Raw genomic sequence first — 16,306 nt, 5'->3', positions numbered from 1 at the left:
AATGTCTTAGTTTACATTTAGGTAATTTATTTTACCATTTCAAGTTTATTATTTAAAAGATTTTTTATAGATAATGGTATTTTCATTAACTCTTCTTGTTCCCAATAATTATTTATATATTTTGTTTTCTCAGAATGATTGAGATTTGTTTTAAGCTTTTCAAAATCGTTTTTTGATAAAAATTTCCTTCCCAAAATCTGAACATTTTGAATCAATTCATATTTAAAACTATTTTTTTTCTGTGTAATAAAACTTTTATAGTATTTTGAGATAGTTTGAATGTTTTTGATTGATGGGTCATCAGAATAAAAACTTTCTGAAATGTTATAATTTACAACTTTAGAGGACATTCCTAACAAAGACTGTTCTCGAATTCTTGAAGGGGTATAGTATTCAATGAAAATATTTGAACTGTTATTATTTTTTTCAATGTTACCTATGATTTTATCTTTTAATTTTATTTCATCGTTTTGAGTTATGTTAAAATCATTCCAACGATTCAAAAGCACTTCTTCGTTAAAACTAAATGGTAGAATTTGTGAACCCATGCTTAATGTTGTATTACCCATTTTTTTGTAAAAATCATAGATAAATGCAGTGTTTTTATAAATTCGAGTTTCAAGAATATTATAATTGATTATTTTATTTTTTGATAATGAAATATAGTATTCAATAATGCCATCAGAAAAAGATTGAGGAGTATCATCTATTAGTTGGTATGAAATAAAATAAGCTCTAAGAACGAGATAATTAGGATTTTGAGCATAAACCACTACTTCTTCAATATTCTCAACAGGATTTAATGAAAATGTAGCTTGGCTTTTGAATTTTTTCCAAATCATTCTCTGTGTTTCAAAATTTGTATGAGTTAATTCAATGGTATCGGAGTCTAATACTCTATACTCATTTTCTTTGGTAGAAATAGTTATTTTTCCATCCTTATCAGATACTCCAAGAATCTGTCCATTTTTTGATAAAGTAGCAACATTTGATATAGGTTGTTTGTTTTTACTATTAATAACAACTTGAGAGCTGAATATTATGTAAAAAAAACTACAAATTATAATAAGGTATTTCTTCATGCTAATAGTATAAAAAAAATATGCCCAATTAAGGGCATATTATTAGATTTTCACCAATCTTAATTTTGTCCCATTGGTTGAACTGATTTTGGACAAGAACCCCAACTAAAGTGTGTATTTCCTGGAATTCCATCAAGAATACCTGTTATACAGAAAATACCAAATAAGCCACCACCAATTTTTCTCATTTTTGATTTAGACAGTTTTGTTCCTTTGTTTTGTAAATCTTGTAAATTTTTCATAGAATAAATATTTTTATTTTGTTATACTTTGCTAAAGTATGAAAATAATTTAATACTGCAAAAAATATTTTTTATTAGCACATATAAATTCATAAAAGACATATATACTATCAGTTTCACTTTTAAAATAAGGTCTCTGATTGTCCTATTTAACAAATTCTTTCAATGAATTTTTTAATACTCTTTCAATTTCAACTTTATTAAAATTATTATAATACCTTTCTGCTAGTTTATATTTTTTATCTAAATAAATAATATATGCTTCAAATTCAAATTCATCAAGCCCATAATCTATATAGTATTTTCCATAAAAGCTTTCTTTCACTTTTTTATAAAATTCGTTAGTTTCACTAAAATTTAATATTTTATCATTTTTAATTCCTAAAGATTCTTTTGGATTAATAATGAACCCTAAAATACTTAGTAAATTCACTTGACCAGCATATAAGTTTGGAGGTGCAAAGGAAGATGGAATACTATTTTTAGGTAGTACTTCAGTAAGTTTTTCCTTCATATATTTGTTCATTGCAACATTTAACTCTGTTGTTTTTTTATCAACACTAAATTTTTTAGAATCTTTTTCTAAATCCCCTGTGGGTTTAGCAACTACTTTTACTTCTTGAATCTCAATAGGAACTCTAACAAGCTGAATAGATATGGAGTTTAAGAAGTCATTATTTTTAACAACTTTTGAACCTCTCTCATAATTTTCTATTATAAATCGTAGCTCGTCATTTACATTGGCTTTAATTTTAAAGCTCCCTTCATTATTAGTATATGTTTTACTTCCTGTTTTTATGTTGATTACTAATACATTTTGTATTATAAAGCCATTCTCCGATGAAACATTCCCCGAAACTATATTTTGCCCATAAGTTATGATACTAAAAAATATAAAAATTAAGTATTTCATATACAAACAACTACCCCCTTATTATATTCTATATAAAAATAGTCAAAATTACTAATTTTATTTTTCAATTACCTTCTCAATCCGCTCTTCTTTGTTATATCGTCCTCAACTTTTTTTATTCGATCGTCTTCCATATATCTGAATTGCATCAGATTGAACACACGAAAAATTTTCTCTTTATCTTCGAAAATCTCCTCAAAAGCAGAAACTGGTATTTGGTTTTCTTTTGAAGTTTTTTCCAATATTTCAAACATTTTATCTTTTAGCTCAGTGTCATTTAGATTTTGCAGATTCGGGATTTTTATACTTTCTTGCAAAATGGCTTTTTTAAGTGTATGCTCTACAGAATCCAAGTATTTTTTCTTTTCAACAGCAAAAACGGTTTCATTGGTTAGAAGCGTGGAGTTTTTGCTTTTGAAAAATAAAACTTCTTTTTTCAGACTTTCAATCTTGTTATTGAGTTCTGCTATCTGTTTCTCTTTGGAGTCCAGCTCTGTTTTGTTTTTTAGAAGTAGGATATTATTAGTTTTGATTGCCTTTTTGTAGTTTTCAATCGTTTTGTCCGTTTTTATTTTCTGAAAACCCAAAAAATCAGTTTCCTTTATAATCAAATCTTCTGCTTTTTTAGATTCCATCTCTTGTTGCATTTGACTGTATCGTTCTTCCAAAATTTTCAAATCTTCTTCCTTTTTCTTGATTTTAAATTCTACCGTCTCCAATCTTGCTAATGAACCTGAAACACCTCTTTCCATTTCTAAACATTCCGCAGCTAAATCCTGCATTTTGGAATAATGAAAAGATTGATGTTTTAAGGTTTTTCCAGTTTGCAAATCCTGCCAATCTGCGACCAAATGAGCGTGAAGATTTGGCTTCCATTCATTGGTGTCTTTATCGTAATGCCCCTCATCTTTATGAATGGCAATCTGGAAAATACGGATTCCCAATTCTTCCTCCAACCTTTTTGACAAGTTATGCAGGTCTTGCATCGTGGTATTTTCTTTTATCAAAACGACTGCTTCCCGAATCGGCATTGCGTTTTTCTGTAATTTTCTGCCCGATTTTTCTTTGCAGTAATTTTCGATTTTTTGGATTCGGTCTGCTATTTTTTCTTCAATCCAAGATTCGTTGTTTTTGGTCAAATCTTTGCGGACATAATCAAAAGTTTTCTTCCTAAAATTATGAGTTTCAGAATCGGATTGCACCGCTTTGAAATTAATCGATGTTTTCATTTATGTATTTATTATTTATATCAATGTATATTCGCATGATGATACAGCTTCATTTGTTTTAATTCCTGAACCCTGCATTATTTTTTACAGGTTAAAAGCCTCGCAGAGCGCAGAAGAAACTTTGTTGGGAGAGTAACGACCTTCAAAGTTGCGAATGCGCTCCTAACTTTTGCATACAGTTGGTAAAAAAATATACACCCTGCATTATTTTTAATAACTTAGTATGTTGGGATTTTTTTTATCTTCTTCGTCTAAAACCCTGAACATTCTGCTGTTGTTCTTCCTGTTCTTTTTGATGTCGGATTTCGGTTTCTCTTTTGATTCGTTCAATCAAAAATTCGTTCAAATCTTTGTGATTGTGGTAGATTTCCGAAAAATCTTTAGCGTTGTGAAAGGATTGCAAAATCTCATTTCTGCATTTCTTTCCTGCATTGTCATTGTCCAGAAAAAGATTGATTTCCGAATAGCTTTTCAAGTTTTCTTTGGTCTTGTTTAGCAAAGCAACGGAATTCATTACCAACAAATCTCCTGAATAGGATTTTCGCAACTCGATAAACGACAAAGCATCAATAAAACCCTCGAAAACGGCAACGTTTTTTCTGTCTTTCCTGTTTTCGTTTTGATTCTTAAAATCGCTTTTATCTTTCAAACTGATAATGGAAATATCCTTTTTCAAAATTGCACCTTTGTAATATTGGTTTCGCAGTTCCCAGCCTTTGGAAAGATTTTCAAAGCCGATGGCATAAAAGCTTTTATCTTCCATTTTAAAATGCACTTCTTTAACTAACGGATAGATATTGTGCGAAAGTCCTCTTTCATGTAGATAATTTTTTAAACTTTCATTTTGAAGCTCTTTGATTTCCCTGATTTGATAATTTGAGGGTTCTTGTTTAGGGTTTTGGTTTGGAGCTTGGATTTTGTTTTGCGATTGAAAAGAAGAAAAATGTTGTTTCTCCGCCCACTCCAAAACCTCTTTTACAGAAGCGTTCAGATATTTTTGCATAAAATCGGTATTGGTTCCGCCAATTCCTTCCGAATGCAGAAACCAGAGGTTCTGTCTTTTATCGAGCTTAAAAGAGGCGTGGTTTTCTGCTCCGAAAGGATTAAGATACCAGGCTTCTTTTTCATTTTGTTTCGTGGGAAGGTGTCCGAGATTTTGGAGTACTTCTTCCAACGATATGCTGTTAAATTGTTTACAGTTCATAATGTAATAAGTTTTCTAATTATTTTCTGAATTTTAATGATGTGTTTGAAAGGTTCAGTTGGTCGGATTTGATTTTGTGAAATTTTTGTTGAATTGTTGAGAAAAAGCCATAATCATTTATCAAACAAATAGATATGCTCTCAACAAACTCTCAACGTTTCAACAAACTTGATTTTATTCTCTCAACAAACGCTCAACAAAAATCACGTCTTAAAAGTTTGTTGAATACTTTGTTGAATGATAAGTAATTGATTTTATTTTCATTAGCCTTCAATTCAACAAATCAACATATTTTTCAAGGATAAAATCTTTTTTAATGGTGTAATATCTGCCAATGGAATTGTTCTGATAGAAAATTCCGGCATAATCAATGTCATATCTTATATAGGCTAAGCCATTGGTCTGCGGTTCTAAATTCCAGATGTCTTTCAGCAATTTTCTGATATCGTTCCTTGTCCAGAAATAAGGCTTGAACATTTTGTTCACCATATTGAGAACATCCTGCGGAACAACCTGAATTTCCAATTCTTCACGGCTTTCAAAAAACTCGTAGAAAAGCTCCAGCATTTTAGATTCCAATTGATTGTTATTTTTCCAAACGAGTTTTTGCAAAGCTTTGGTTCTGATTTCCGTAGCCGAAAACCACATTCTTGTCTTTTTATGGGAATGAAAAGGTCTTTTAATCAGAAATCGCAATAAATAGGGAATTTCAGCAATTAAGCGATTCAAAAAATCTGTATTTTCCGTTTTTATCGGTTTTACTTTCAGTATCCAGAAACGAATCTCGTTTTCATCAATTTGAATAAAATTGTCTTCATTGTTGGAACATAAGATGAATTTGGCAAAGAAATCTACTTCTTCTCTATCTTTTCCTTTGGCTTCCATTTTATCTTTATTGGTGGTGGAAAGGTATTTTAAACGTTCTGTGATTTCTTTCCTGTCAAAGAATACTTCATCAATCGCAACAACGAGCATCGAAGTCCAATCTGAGTTAAATTGGCTACTAAAAGAATCTCCTTTAATGTAGGTCATATTAAGTCCGAAAATGGATTTCAGCCATTTGATAAAGGTAGATTTTCCTGTAGAGCGTTCTTTGCTTACAAGGCAAAGAATCGGAAGCATTTGGATAGGATATTGAAGCAAAATTTTGATATAATCCAATCCAAGTTCCAGCTGTTCTCCGAAAATATGTTCCATAAAATTTAATGAAAATGGGATTTTTTCTTTTAAAGCTTCAGAATTTATGTTTTCCTCACTTGGTTGAAATGGAATTTCATTGTACATATTGTAGAATCCGTCAATGATTTGCTGATAATCCAAATGTGAAGGAATACAACAAAAACCGTCATATTTCGGAATTTTTGAAACATAGACTTTTCCATAATCGCTGATAATGGTTTCCCGATTCCAGCGAACCAATATTGAAATCTTATCTCCTGATATCAACGGCTTTTCTATGGTTTTATAATAGGTCGTGCCTACTCGTAAATAGGGAATTTTCTCGGGCATTTTTGTATGGATTTTTACTCCGTAATAGATACGGAAGGTTAGAGAATGATGGTTCGGATAAACAAACAAGCTGATTTATCTTCGATACTTCAATGATTTCACTTCATTTAAAGCATTCATCAAATCCAAATGCTTGATACGGTAAAACCTGCCTATTTTTTCGGCTTTGATATTTCCCTTAAGAACGTGGGAGCGAACGGTCTGATAATCCAACTTTAAAATTTCCGATGCCTCTTTAAAGGAATAAAATTTCTTTTTCAGTTCGATTTCAGGTTCTTTCTTTATGGAATGGATAAGTTCTTTTAACTCTTCTAATCCGTCCATAATAGGTTGAAATGGATTGGTTGTTTGCATAGCATTTGTTTTAAAATTCTATACAAATATTCCTTGTTTGCGTTTTTAATCTATGAATTATGGTAAATTCAGTAAAATTTAATACTTAATCATAAATTCCATTGATAAATCATCAAACAGCTTTTTTTCTTCATCTTTGGTTGGATAGGGTATTCCATTTGAAAACGAAGGGGTTGAAATTTCAAAATCAAAGTCCGCTTTCAAGACTTTCACAATTTCAATATTATCTACATTTTTTATAATGCCTTTGTTTCGCAGAAACGTTAAAACACCTGCAAGGAAGATTTTTTTTATATCAAACTTGTTGTTTTCATCCAGATAAGAATTATTCTTCATTACGGAGATGAATTTACTGTAATTTTCTTCACTTGAAAATACCGACATAAAAGTATTACTTGCTTTTCTTTCTCCATATAAAAGGAAGTACAGGTATAGGGTTTTTTCGGCACCAGTCAAAAAATTGCCCTGTAATTTCATTAGATTTGAGGAAGTCAACTTTTTTGCTGATTCCTTTCTGTACTGCTGTAGACAATAGTTAATCTTATCTTGAAAATTGTGGCTGTTAAATTGGCTGATTTCATTAAAGTGTTGACTGAAAAAATTATCCAGTTTTTCATATTCAATCAGGAATTCGTTCTTTGTTTTTTCTGTTAATACTTCCTGTTCAGCTCTATGTTTTGCTTTTCTAATTCTTTCGGAAAGTAATTTTTTAATTCTATCTCCTTTAATCCAATAATAAAGCATCATTGGGTAGCCCACAAGCTCCTCCCAAATGTACCAACGTCCGTATAGTTTCTTTTCATTCATTCTTAAAACAGTGATTATTTAAAAACTTCATTCATATAATTAACTTTATCTTCTTCACTTGGTCTATAATAAGCGTTGAAAACTTCTAAACTTGTGTGTCCTGTATAACTCATAATCACTTTATCTGGAACTCTTTTATTTTTCATTATCGTTATAAAACTTCTTCTGGCGGTATGGGAAGAAATTCTTTCCCAAAATTCAGACTTCATTTCCACTAATTCATCACCGTATTTCATTGTTTTTTTGATTTCATCCGTAAACTCCAATTCTTGAAATACTTCTTTAATGTACTCATTCATTTTTTGGTTCGTAATATTGGGCAAATTGTAGTCGTACTTTTCAAGAATAGATTTAGAGATGCTGTTTAAAGGAATTGCTAAGTTTTTAGATTTACTTTTCAAATCAATTACTCGGATAAAGTCGCCATCAATATCACTTTTGGAAATTGTACTGTAATTACCATATCTCATTCCCGTAGTACAGCCAAAAACAAATAAATCACGAACTCTTTCCAATCTTTTGTTTTTCGTAAAATCGTGATTGTAAATAGTTTCAACCTGTTCGTAATTCAAGGCAATTTCATCAGTCCTGAATTTAGGTGGTTTCTTAAAACTGATAAAATCATTATTATAACTATACTTTTTGTTTAAAGCCCAAAGTAAAAAAGTTTTCAATAACCCTACATTTCTATGAACGGTATTTGCTGAATGTTTTCTGTCTTCAATGCAAAATTTTAAAAATTTATTGAATGTGTTATCATTGAATTTGCCAAGTGATAATTTATGATTTGCTTTGGATTCAAAATCTTCCAACAAAGTTTTATTGCATTTGTAGCGTTTAAGCGTTGAATTTGATATTGAATTTCCAGAGTAATCATTTTCTTTTTCCTCAATAAATTCGTCATAAATTCTAAAAAAATCATTTTTCGATTTTGTTTTTTTGAATTCTTCATCAAATCTTTGTCGCAAAAGATTTAAAGTCAATTCCTCATTTATATTTTTATAACGGTTTACAATTTCTGTAAAATAACCACTGTATCTATCTAATTGTTTTTTAATGCTTCTATGATTCTCTGCCCTTTTTGTTCGTCCGTTTAAATCATTTGGTTGCCTGTTTACAAAATCCCATTCAGATGGTGTTATTTTTTCGCCTGTAGAATAGATAAAATTTTTATTTTCGTTTACAAAATAAGACCGAAAATAAATCAAAGTTTCGTTATCTGAAGAAGGTTGCTTTAATTTGAAAGTATAATTCATAGGTGCTAGTTTGGGTGCTACAACTTCTATATTTAGATATAAAAAATACCTATATTCACATATACAAATATAGGCAAAATATTGATTAATAGTGTATTTATTTATTTTAAGATATATTGAGTTGCAATAGGTTCATTTCCCTCCAACTCCACTTAAACCTCATACAATCCATATCGTTGTGTGAGGTTTTATTTTAAATTATACTCAATAGATTATTTTATCTTTCCTGCTTCCGTAAACCTGTTATTTTCTTTGTTGTAAAAGTTAAAGGAGTTTTTTCCAAAATGTAATATATTCCATTACCAATTGTAAGCGAAACTCTTGGTAAAGTTGAACTTTTAGGCTTTGGCTTGAATGATGAAGCTCATTTGGAAATGTTGATAAAATAGTTTAAATAAAATAAAAACATCAATTTTTAAGCTCTATTTTAATTTTTTTACACAAATAAGCATATTACAATCTTCTTATTTCATACATTTGTATTGAAATAAGAAATTTTATGACAAATACAGGTCTTATTCCTACCAATAAAATTACTGAAAGATTACAATACGAAAATCCGTGGTGGCTCACTGGGAATATTCCCGAACATTTCGCCGCGATGGACCGCCGGCTGTATTTCGATTTGTTCTACCCTTTTGTTACGGAGCAAGAGGTTCGGCGGGCTGTTGTTCTCATGGGACCTCGGCGTGTCGGGAAAACGGTAATGATGTTTCATGCCATCGGTCAACTTTTGGAAGATGGCGTAAAAGCACATAAAATTTTCTTTGCCGGAATTGATAATCCGATCTATATCCACCGCTCTCTGCAAGATGTGGTGAACCTTTGTATGGACGCAGTAAAAATTGATAATCCGGATGGTTGTTTCATTTTTTTCGATGAAATTCAATATTTAAAAGATTGGGAACGGCATTTAAAAGTTTTGGTGGACGCCTATCCAAAAACTAAATTCATCGTCTCGGGCTCTGCCGCGGCTGCGCTTCGCTGGCACAGTTCGGAGAGTGGCGCAGGTCGTTTTACGGATTTTCTGCTTCCTCCGCTGACATTCCAGGAATACATTCACCTAAAAAATCAAAATCATCTATTAGCGCAATCAGAAATAGAATATGGAAACATAAAAGTACCTTACATGATTGCTCGGGACATTAAGGCACTCAATAAGGAGTTTTTGCACTATATCAATTTTGGCGGGTATCCGGAAGTTGTACTTTCCGAGAAAATTCAGGGAGATATGGGACGGTTTGTGAAAAGCGACATCGTGGACAAGGTTTTGCTTCGCGACTTGCCGAGCCTATACGGAATTCGGGATGTGCAGGAACTGAACCGTTTTTTCACCTACATTGCCTATAACACCGGAATGGAATTTACTTACGAAAACATGTCCAGCGATAGTGGGATTTCCAAAGATGTCATTAAGAAATATCTGGAATATCTAGAATCTGCATTTCTCATAAAAGTTCTGAACAAGGTAGATATAAATGCAAAAAGATTGAAGCGCATCACCAGTTTCAAGGTTTATCTCACCAATCCATCACTGCGAACTGCATTGTTTTCTCCCGTTTCGGAAACCGATGCTGAAATGGGCAACATGGTGGAAACCGCGATACTTTCACAATGGATGCACCGCGACAACCTCGATCTCAATTATGCACGCTGGAAAAATGGCAAATACGAAGGCGAAGTTGATTTGATTTTGGTAGATAACAAGCATTTCAAACCTGTTTGGGCAGTTGAAATAAAATGGAGTGACCGGTATTTTTCAAAACCTGCAGAACTAAAAAGTTTATTGAAATTCACCGAAGCTAATCATTTTGACAAAGCCGTAGTGACTACAATTGAAAAACTTGGCCAGAATTTTTATAATGAGAAGGCAATTTCTTTTATTCCCTCCTCACTTTATGCTTTTAATGTTGGGGTCAATACTTTGACTAGCAAAAGCAATGTAACTGCGGTTTAAAATAAACTTTACCCTATCTCAATTAAAATTGGGAACAAATTTGGTGAACATTCATTTTTAGATGATTGTAAAACATTGATTATGAATCCCAATCAGTACCAACTTAAAAAAAATCCATCTCACAACCGAGATGGATTTTTTTTAAATAATATTTTGGTCAATCGATTACAAGCCTGAAAAAGCCGTTCCTAGGAATTGCTCGATTTCGGTTGAACTAATTAAGGGGTTTGCTCCTGGCTTGCTTGCAACAATGGCACCTACGGCACTTGCAAAATCCATCGCTTCTTCTGGTTTATTTTTGGATAATAATTGAACAATGAGACTTGCCAAAAATGAATCACCAGCACCAACAGTATCAGATACTTCCACAGGATATCCTGAATGGCGATAAATTTTTCCTTCCCATATCATTATAGAACCATGTTTTCCCAAAGTCACACAGATCGAAGGCGTTTGGGTTTTTTGTGAAATAAAATGAATATTTTCTTCGAGATCATCTGAATTGAACCCTAATCCGGACGCTATTTCCAGAATTTCTTCATCGTTGAATTTAATAAAATCGGCTTTATTCATTAATCTTTCAAGAAGCGCAATATCATAAAACGGTTTTCTTAAGTTCACATCAAAAACTTTGAACATTTTGTTGTTGTTTTCAAGCAAAGTAAAAAGTGTTTTTTGTGAAACCTCATTTCTGCAAATAAGACTTCCATAGAAAAAAACGTCGGCATTTTTTACGATGCTATCGGTCTTTTCATTGGCCTCAATAAAATCCCAAGCTGATGGAAATTTGATCTCATAAGTTGCCGAGCCGCGTTCATTAAGAGTTACCTTAACAATTCCTGTTTCGTAATCAGGCGTCGTAAGGATTCCGCTGGTATCCAATTTATTTTCTTTTGTATAATCGCAAATCACTTTTCCATCTTCATCGTTGCCTACCGAACTGATCATCGCTACCGGAAATCCGAAAGAAGCAGTTCTAAGAGCGAGATTAAGCGGTGCGCCACCGATTTTCTTTTCCGTACCAAAAACATCGAAGAGCACCTCTCCGAAACATACTACATTTATTTTTTTATTAAGAAACATGAACTATGGATTTTTGATTTTAATATTACTAAATTTACCGCCTGAAGTTCCAAAAATACTCCATTTTCTGTTCACTACATCATAAATACGGTTACTGAATGCGATTTTGTCATTTACATATACCACACAGACATCATTACTCATTTGAATGGTTACATCATAATTGGTTCCAGCAATCCCTGTTAAAGGATAAGCATTGGCAAAATCTTCACTTCCGTTGCTTAACACGTAACTTGCAATTCGGTTGGCAGATGGTTCAAAAGAAATCTTGAATCCACTATTCTCTTCTTGATCTTGTGCCAATATCAAACCCGATCTTCCACTTCCTGAAGCAGTAATGGAAAAACTAATTTGATTGGCTTTTTGGAGTTTCCCGAACATCACCTTTGAATCACCTGAAAGATTAAAGTTATTCCCAGTATGGGAAACATTTCCGGTAATTTTATCTATGGAAAGTTCGGTACTTTGACCAAATACAGATTGTGCAGCGGAAATTGGTCGTACAGCTAAAGTTCCGTCTGAGTTCTGGCTTAATTGATGAGCTACTAAATTTCCGGCCCAATCTTTTCCTCCAATATTGCTTTCAGGAACTTTTCTGGCAGTCCAACCTACTAGGTAACGATTGGTATTATCTGAAACAGTTTTTGCTGCGTACAAATAAGAGCCATCTAATCGGTCATTCGAAGGAGTAATCCATGGACCGTTTGGCGATGTGGCCATTCGGTAGTGGGTTCCGGTATTTCCGCTCCAGTTTTCAGAAAATAGCAGATACCAATAATTTCCCATTTTGAAAAGATCCGGACATTCCAGCATAATGTAATTTTCTGATGAAGTGGTCGTATAAATTGGGTTTTCCACAGTCCAATTGCCACTTGCAGGGTTAATAGAAGTAAATTTCAGCACCACCGCTTTTTTATCTGAAGTCTGTGCAGACACTAACATCCAGTATTTAGCGTCCTCAGAATTATAGAACACATGCGGATCGCGGAATTCGTAGTCATAATAGCCGACCGGTGCGGTAATTTTAAAATCCTTGACCTTCGTCCAGTTTTTCATATCCGTACTGGTTGCTAGTAGAACACTCTCCCGCGGATTGCTTGATAGAAACGCAGCGTTCGCATTGTGCCCAGTATAATAGTAATAATAGGTATTTCCAACCTTTACCAAACTTCCAGTTCCCACTCCAAAATCAGGTTCAGAAGAGGTTCCGTAAGGAATTTGTCTTCCTTGATAAGTGAAGTCTTTAAAATCAGTCGTTTCAAAGCTGTGAATGTCGTGAAAACCTTCACCTGCCGGTTTTGTTTTGGCATCGTGTAGGAAGAAAAGATGAAATAATCCATTTTCATAATAAGGCATCACATCGCCCACATAGCCGGCAGTATAATACGAATTACCTGTTCCCATCCATTGGTTAGGAGGTTGCGGATAGATGTTGGTCTGTCTGAAAATTTCATCCGGACTCACATCTGCAATCGTATCAGAATTCTGGCAAGAAATAGTTGCCAAAGCCAATATAGATGCTAAATATATTTTTCTAATTGTCATGATTTCTGATATTAGTTGGTTACAAGGTAATTGAGACTGTTCTCTGTCAGTTTTTTGATGTTATCCAAAAAGCCATTAGGCTGGCTCGCATTACCGTTCACTGTTTCGTTATACCAATCATAAGCACCCATTGAAATTACGACACATTTTTTATTGGCTGTTCCGCCTGGGAATTCCGCGATGGTAACTCTACCGTTCAGGTTATCATCCCAAGCTTCACTTGCCAGATTAGTTCCTCCCGTTTGATTTCTCCAACCTGCGCCATCTACATAGCCACCCCATTCCGGTAAAAACCACCAAGCAGTATGATTGAGTCTGAAAGTTCCTTTCTGAAGAAGATTAGCTTTTCCTGATTCGTAGGTTTGAAGTCCATCAAAAACAGGATGATTTTCATGACCTTTAAAGGAAATTCCCCAATCACTTCCTGAATCTACAAATCCATTAGGAAGGAAATCTCCAAATACATTGTTAGGTCCTTTTCCAGCTGGAACAATACCCAATGCATCAACATATTGCGATGCGAATCCTGTTAATAGTATATTTCCACCTGCATCGAGATAAGTTTTAATTTTTGAGGTAACATTGGCAGTCAGCGCCTCACCCGGAAGTGCAACAGCGGAATCAAAATGCCACCAAAGAACATCGATCCCAGTTAAATTTGCAGCACCACTCGCCACATCAGCCATGGAAACATAGACTGCTCCGGAGAAGTTTCCGAAAAGCCAATCAGAAGCTGCTATTTCATCAGGATTTGTAAGGCTTGTTCTGGTTGCCGCGGTTCCCAGGAAAGCAACTGTAGGTCCTGAAACAGGAGTATTCACTTTAGCAGTATAGATTTCGGTAAGATTAGCATTGGAAACTATAAACTGAACAGGAGCGCTGAAATTAATCGTTGTTCCTGATGCCGGACTGATGCTAACACCGCTTGCCATTTCAATGACAGGCTGCAATGCAGTAAGATCGGTTCCTTCCGGCATCACGAGTGAAATGGTTTTGCTGGAATGATTAATAGTTGCAGACAATCCGTTGATTTTAAAGCTGATAATTGGAGCCTGAGCCTGAACAATCACCTGGTAATCTTTATAAATATTCCCATTCTTCGCTCTGAATTTAACGGGTTGTGAAAAATCCACCGTTGTACCGGAAGCAGGAGAAACCGTTGCTCCCTGCGGAATTTCAATGGAAGGTGATAATGCATTCACACTTGTTCCGTAAGGTAGTGTTACCGTTATTTTGTCTGCCTTATTATCAATTTCTCCTGCAACTCCATTCACTTGAAAGGAAGAAATGTTTACAGAAACATTCGTAATAAGTCCGCCATCTTCGTTTTGTCTGTCGCAAGACCAAACGATTGCAAGCATCGCCAATAGAAGGACGGTTTGAAATTTATTAAATATTGTTTTCATAAATCTTAAATTTTAGTAACCATTATTTTGTTTGTACAATCCTTGGCTAAAGTTGATTTGAGCTAATGGTATCGGGCAATATTCTTCAATTCCGTGGTCAAATCCTGCTTGAGAATAGTAAGTTCTTTTCGTTTTTTCACCGGAGTAGTAGGTATTCATCGTTCCGGCAGCAACTCCCCATCTCACAAGATCAAAGAAACGGCTGCCTTCCATTGCAAACTCCATTCTTCGCTCCCATCTTAGGGCTTTTCTTGCAAAATCTTGGTTCCAAGTACAGTTCACGCCTGGTTCATATTTGCTAATAAGATTGTTTGAGGTATAACTTCCCGTCAAAACAGTACTGTTTGCTGCTCTTTGTCTTACTTGGTTGATTAATGGCAATGCTTGACTTGCCTGTCCCAATTCGATCAGCGCTTCTGCTTTCATCAGCAAAACATCGGAATAACGGATGATAATTCTGTTTTTAGAATTGCCATAAAATGGATCTATATTGACCGTACAGCCACATCCTACAGGAACATTTTCTTTTAGTGAAGCATAATAGCCATAGGTTCCCGGACTTCTGACCCAGCTTTCCTGATAGATTTTGTCTTCTTCATATTTCCATGGCAGTCCCGGCATCGCAACTGTATGGTAAAGCCTTGGATCCACTTTATAATTGTTGAGTTGCTTATAATCTAAATCCGCATCATTGTAAGTATCAAACATTGGCAAACCTTGGGCGTTCGTTTTGAAAGCATTGACCAGATTTTGACTTGGTTTATGGAAATCACAACATCCCAAACCTTGTGGCAAAGAAAGTACATCACCGTAGTTCAGCCTTCCGAAAAGCGTTCCGTCATTGTCGGAATATTGAATGGAGAAAACAGCTTCCGGACCATTTTCGTACGTACCCGGAAGGAAATTGTACCCGAAATCGGATTCCAAAGTATAATTCCCAATTACCTGATTAGCAGCATCAATCGATTTCTGAAGTGTTACTGGATTAATTTGTGTAACGGTATAATTATCATCTTGTTCATACGCTTGGTACAATCTTACTTTTGCCAAATAAGCAAATGCAGCACTTTTCTTTGGTCTTCCAACTTCTGGCTGTATTGCCGGCAAATTGGCTGCGGCAAATTCAAAATCAGAAGCGATGGCATCCCACAATTGTTGGTCGGTTTTAGCTCTGTTTGAGATGTTTGGATACTCTTCTATTGGTGTATTTTCGTCGACATAAGGAACATACTTGAAGAGGGTTTTCAACATAAAATAAAAATGACCTCTCACGAATTTCATCTCGGCAATTCGTTTCTGCTTATTCGGATACGCAGTTTCGGAAAGTTGGTTAAGTGCAGCAATCGCTTTATTACATCTACCAATTCCTACATAATTCAAATACCAAAGACCGTCTAATTCACCAAAATCTGGGCGAATATTATTAGAAATTTCAAAGAAGTGGAAAGTTTGGATATCATTTGTCCCACTGCCTCCTTTGTATGCATCGTCTGAACGAACATTTCCATAAGGCCAAAGACTGAAAGGAGTATCATAATGATCATTTCCAAGTGCTGCATAAGCCGCTATCACAAATCCATCCACATTCTGGGGTGTTACCACATCGGTTTCGGAAAGTACGCCTCTTGGCTCATTATCCAGAAAATCATTGCAGGAAGTTGTTCCAAGTAAAAAAGCAAAGGCGATTGTAAATAATATATTCTTTTTCATTGTTTTAAT

14 protein-coding genes are annotated in these 16,306 nt (G+C 34.2%); 1 reads left to right on the top strand and 13 read right to left on the bottom strand.

The features are described from left to right. Positions 1-26: 26 nt before the first annotated feature. The 9 genes from AP75_RS05010 to AP75_RS04970 form a co-directional block, all read right to left on the bottom strand. Entirely contained in the window at positions 27-1,082 is a 1,056-nt protein-coding gene (locus AP75_RS05010; protein WP_088263746.1) for a hypothetical protein, read from the bottom strand. A gap of 59 nt (positions 1,083-1,141) precedes the next feature. Further along, a complete protein-coding gene (locus AP75_RS05005; protein ID WP_031501748.1) occupies positions 1,142-1,324 on the bottom strand; it encodes a hypothetical protein in 183 nt (60 codons plus the stop codon). 145 nt (positions 1,325-1,469) lie between these two features. Beyond that, positions 1,470-2,237, bottom strand: coding sequence for a hypothetical protein (locus tag AP75_RS05000; protein WP_088263745.1), 768 nt, complete (start codon positions 2,235-2,237; stop codon positions 1,470-1,472). A gap of 68 nt (positions 2,238-2,305) precedes the next feature. Beyond that, positions 2,306-3,466 (bottom strand): hypothetical protein, encoded by a 1,161-nt coding sequence (locus AP75_RS04995; protein ID WP_051872717.1) that lies wholly within the window; start codon positions 3,464-3,466, stop codon positions 2,306-2,308. A gap of 238 nt (positions 3,467-3,704) precedes the next feature. After that, a complete protein-coding gene (locus AP75_RS04990) occupies positions 3,705-4,670 on the bottom strand; it encodes a toprim domain-containing protein (protein ID WP_088263744.1) in 966 nt (321 codons plus the stop codon). 270 nt (positions 4,671-4,940) lie between these two features. Next, positions 4,941-6,179: a primase-helicase family protein gene (locus AP75_RS04985; RefSeq protein WP_088263757.1), complete on the bottom strand. Its 1,239-nt coding sequence runs from the start codon at positions 6,177-6,179 to the stop codon at positions 4,941-4,943. Positions 6,180-6,254: 75 nt separating this feature from the next. After that, on the bottom strand, positions 6,255-6,533 hold the full coding sequence (locus tag AP75_RS04980) for a helix-turn-helix domain-containing protein (RefSeq protein WP_031504284.1): 279 nt from the start codon (positions 6,531-6,533) through the stop codon (positions 6,255-6,257). Between the two features lie 78 nt (positions 6,534-6,611). Beyond that, positions 6,612-7,340: a hypothetical protein gene (locus AP75_RS04975; RefSeq protein WP_088263743.1), complete on the bottom strand. Its 729-nt coding sequence runs from the start codon at positions 7,338-7,340 to the stop codon at positions 6,612-6,614. A 14-nt stretch (positions 7,341-7,354) separates the two neighbouring features. Next, complete coding sequence (locus AP75_RS04970) at positions 7,355-8,596, bottom strand: tyrosine-type recombinase/integrase (RefSeq protein ID WP_088263742.1); 1,242 nt, start codon at positions 8,594-8,596, stop codon at positions 7,355-7,357. Positions 8,597-9,095: 499 nt separating this feature from the next. Here AP75_RS04970 and AP75_RS04965 point away from each other — a divergent pair, with 499 nt between their 5' ends. Further along, positions 9,096-10,553, top strand: coding sequence for an ATP-binding protein (locus AP75_RS04965; protein WP_088263741.1), 1,458 nt, complete (start codon positions 9,096-9,098; stop codon positions 10,551-10,553). 165 nt (positions 10,554-10,718) lie between these two features. On the opposite strand, the gene AP75_RS04960 is transcribed toward AP75_RS04965, so the two are convergent. Genes AP75_RS04960 through AP75_RS04945 form a run of 4 tightly spaced genes read right to left on the bottom strand, consistent with a single transcriptional unit; the run spans position 10,719 to position 16,297 of the window. Beyond that, complete coding sequence (locus tag AP75_RS04960) at positions 10,719-11,636, bottom strand: carbohydrate kinase family protein (RefSeq protein ID WP_088263740.1); 918 nt, start codon at positions 11,634-11,636, stop codon at positions 10,719-10,721. 3 nt (positions 11,637-11,639) lie between these two features. Beyond that, positions 11,640-13,181, bottom strand: a complete 1,542-nt coding sequence (locus tag AP75_RS04955) for a glycoside hydrolase family 32 protein (RefSeq protein ID WP_088263739.1) — start codon at positions 13,179-13,181, stop codon at positions 11,640-11,642. 11 nt (positions 13,182-13,192) lie between these two features. Beyond that, a complete protein-coding gene (locus AP75_RS04950; protein WP_088263738.1) occupies positions 13,193-14,587 on the bottom strand; it encodes a DUF4960 domain-containing protein in 1,395 nt (464 codons plus the stop codon). A gap of 12 nt (positions 14,588-14,599) precedes the next feature. Continuing rightward, positions 14,600-16,297 (bottom strand): RagB/SusD family nutrient uptake outer membrane protein, encoded by a 1,698-nt coding sequence (locus tag AP75_RS04945; protein ID WP_088263737.1) that lies wholly within the window; start codon positions 16,295-16,297, stop codon positions 14,600-14,602. Positions 16,298-16,306: the final 9 nt, after the last annotated feature.

The organism is Kaistella haifensis DSM 19056 (assembly GCF_000735695.2).
GTDB lineage: Bacteria > Bacteroidota > Bacteroidia > Flavobacteriales > Weeksellaceae > Kaistella > Kaistella haifensis.
This window is presented reverse-complemented; position numbering and strand designations above follow the sequence as displayed.

Coding starts and splice junctions, on each gene's coding strand:
- AP75_RS04975 (WP_088263743.1), bottom strand. CDS start 7,340: ATGAATGAAAAGAAACTATACGGACGTTGGTACATTTGGGAGGAGCTT.
- AP75_RS04990 (WP_088263744.1), bottom strand. CDS start 4,670: ATGAACTGTAAACAATTTAACAGCATATCGTTGGAAGAAGTACTCCAA.
- AP75_RS04950 (WP_088263738.1), bottom strand. CDS start 14,587: ATGAAAACAATATTTAATAAATTTCAAACCGTCCTTCTATTGGCGATG.
- AP75_RS04985 (WP_088263757.1), bottom strand. CDS start 6,179: ATGCCCGAGAAAATTCCCTATTTACGAGTAGGCACGACCTATTATAAA.
- AP75_RS04995 (WP_051872717.1), bottom strand. CDS start 3,466: ATGAAAACATCGATTAATTTCAAAGCGGTGCAATCCGATTCTGAAACT.
- AP75_RS05010 (WP_088263746.1), bottom strand. CDS start 1,082: ATGAAGAAATACCTTATTATAATTTGTAGTTTTTTTTACATAATATTC.
- AP75_RS04970 (WP_088263742.1), bottom strand. CDS start 8,596: ATGAATTATACTTTCAAATTAAAGCAACCTTCTTCAGATAACGAAACT.
- AP75_RS05005 (WP_031501748.1), bottom strand. CDS start 1,324: ATGAAAAATTTACAAGATTTACAAAACAAAGGAACAAAACTGTCTAAA.
- AP75_RS04965 (WP_088263741.1), top strand. CDS start 9,096: ATGACAAATACAGGTCTTATTCCTACCAATAAAATTACTGAAAGATTA.
- AP75_RS05000 (WP_088263745.1), bottom strand. CDS start 2,237: ATGAAATACTTAATTTTTATATTTTTTAGTATCATAACTTATGGGCAA.
- AP75_RS04945 (WP_088263737.1), bottom strand. CDS start 16,297: ATGAAAAAGAATATATTATTTACAATCGCCTTTGCTTTTTTACTTGGA.
- AP75_RS04955 (WP_088263739.1), bottom strand. CDS start 13,181: ATGACAATTAGAAAAATATATTTAGCATCTATATTGGCTTTGGCAACT.
- AP75_RS04960 (WP_088263740.1), bottom strand. CDS start 11,636: ATGTTTCTTAATAAAAAAATAAATGTAGTATGTTTCGGAGAGGTGCTC.
- AP75_RS04980 (WP_031504284.1), bottom strand. CDS start 6,533: ATGCAAACAACCAATCCATTTCAACCTATTATGGACGGATTAGAAGAG.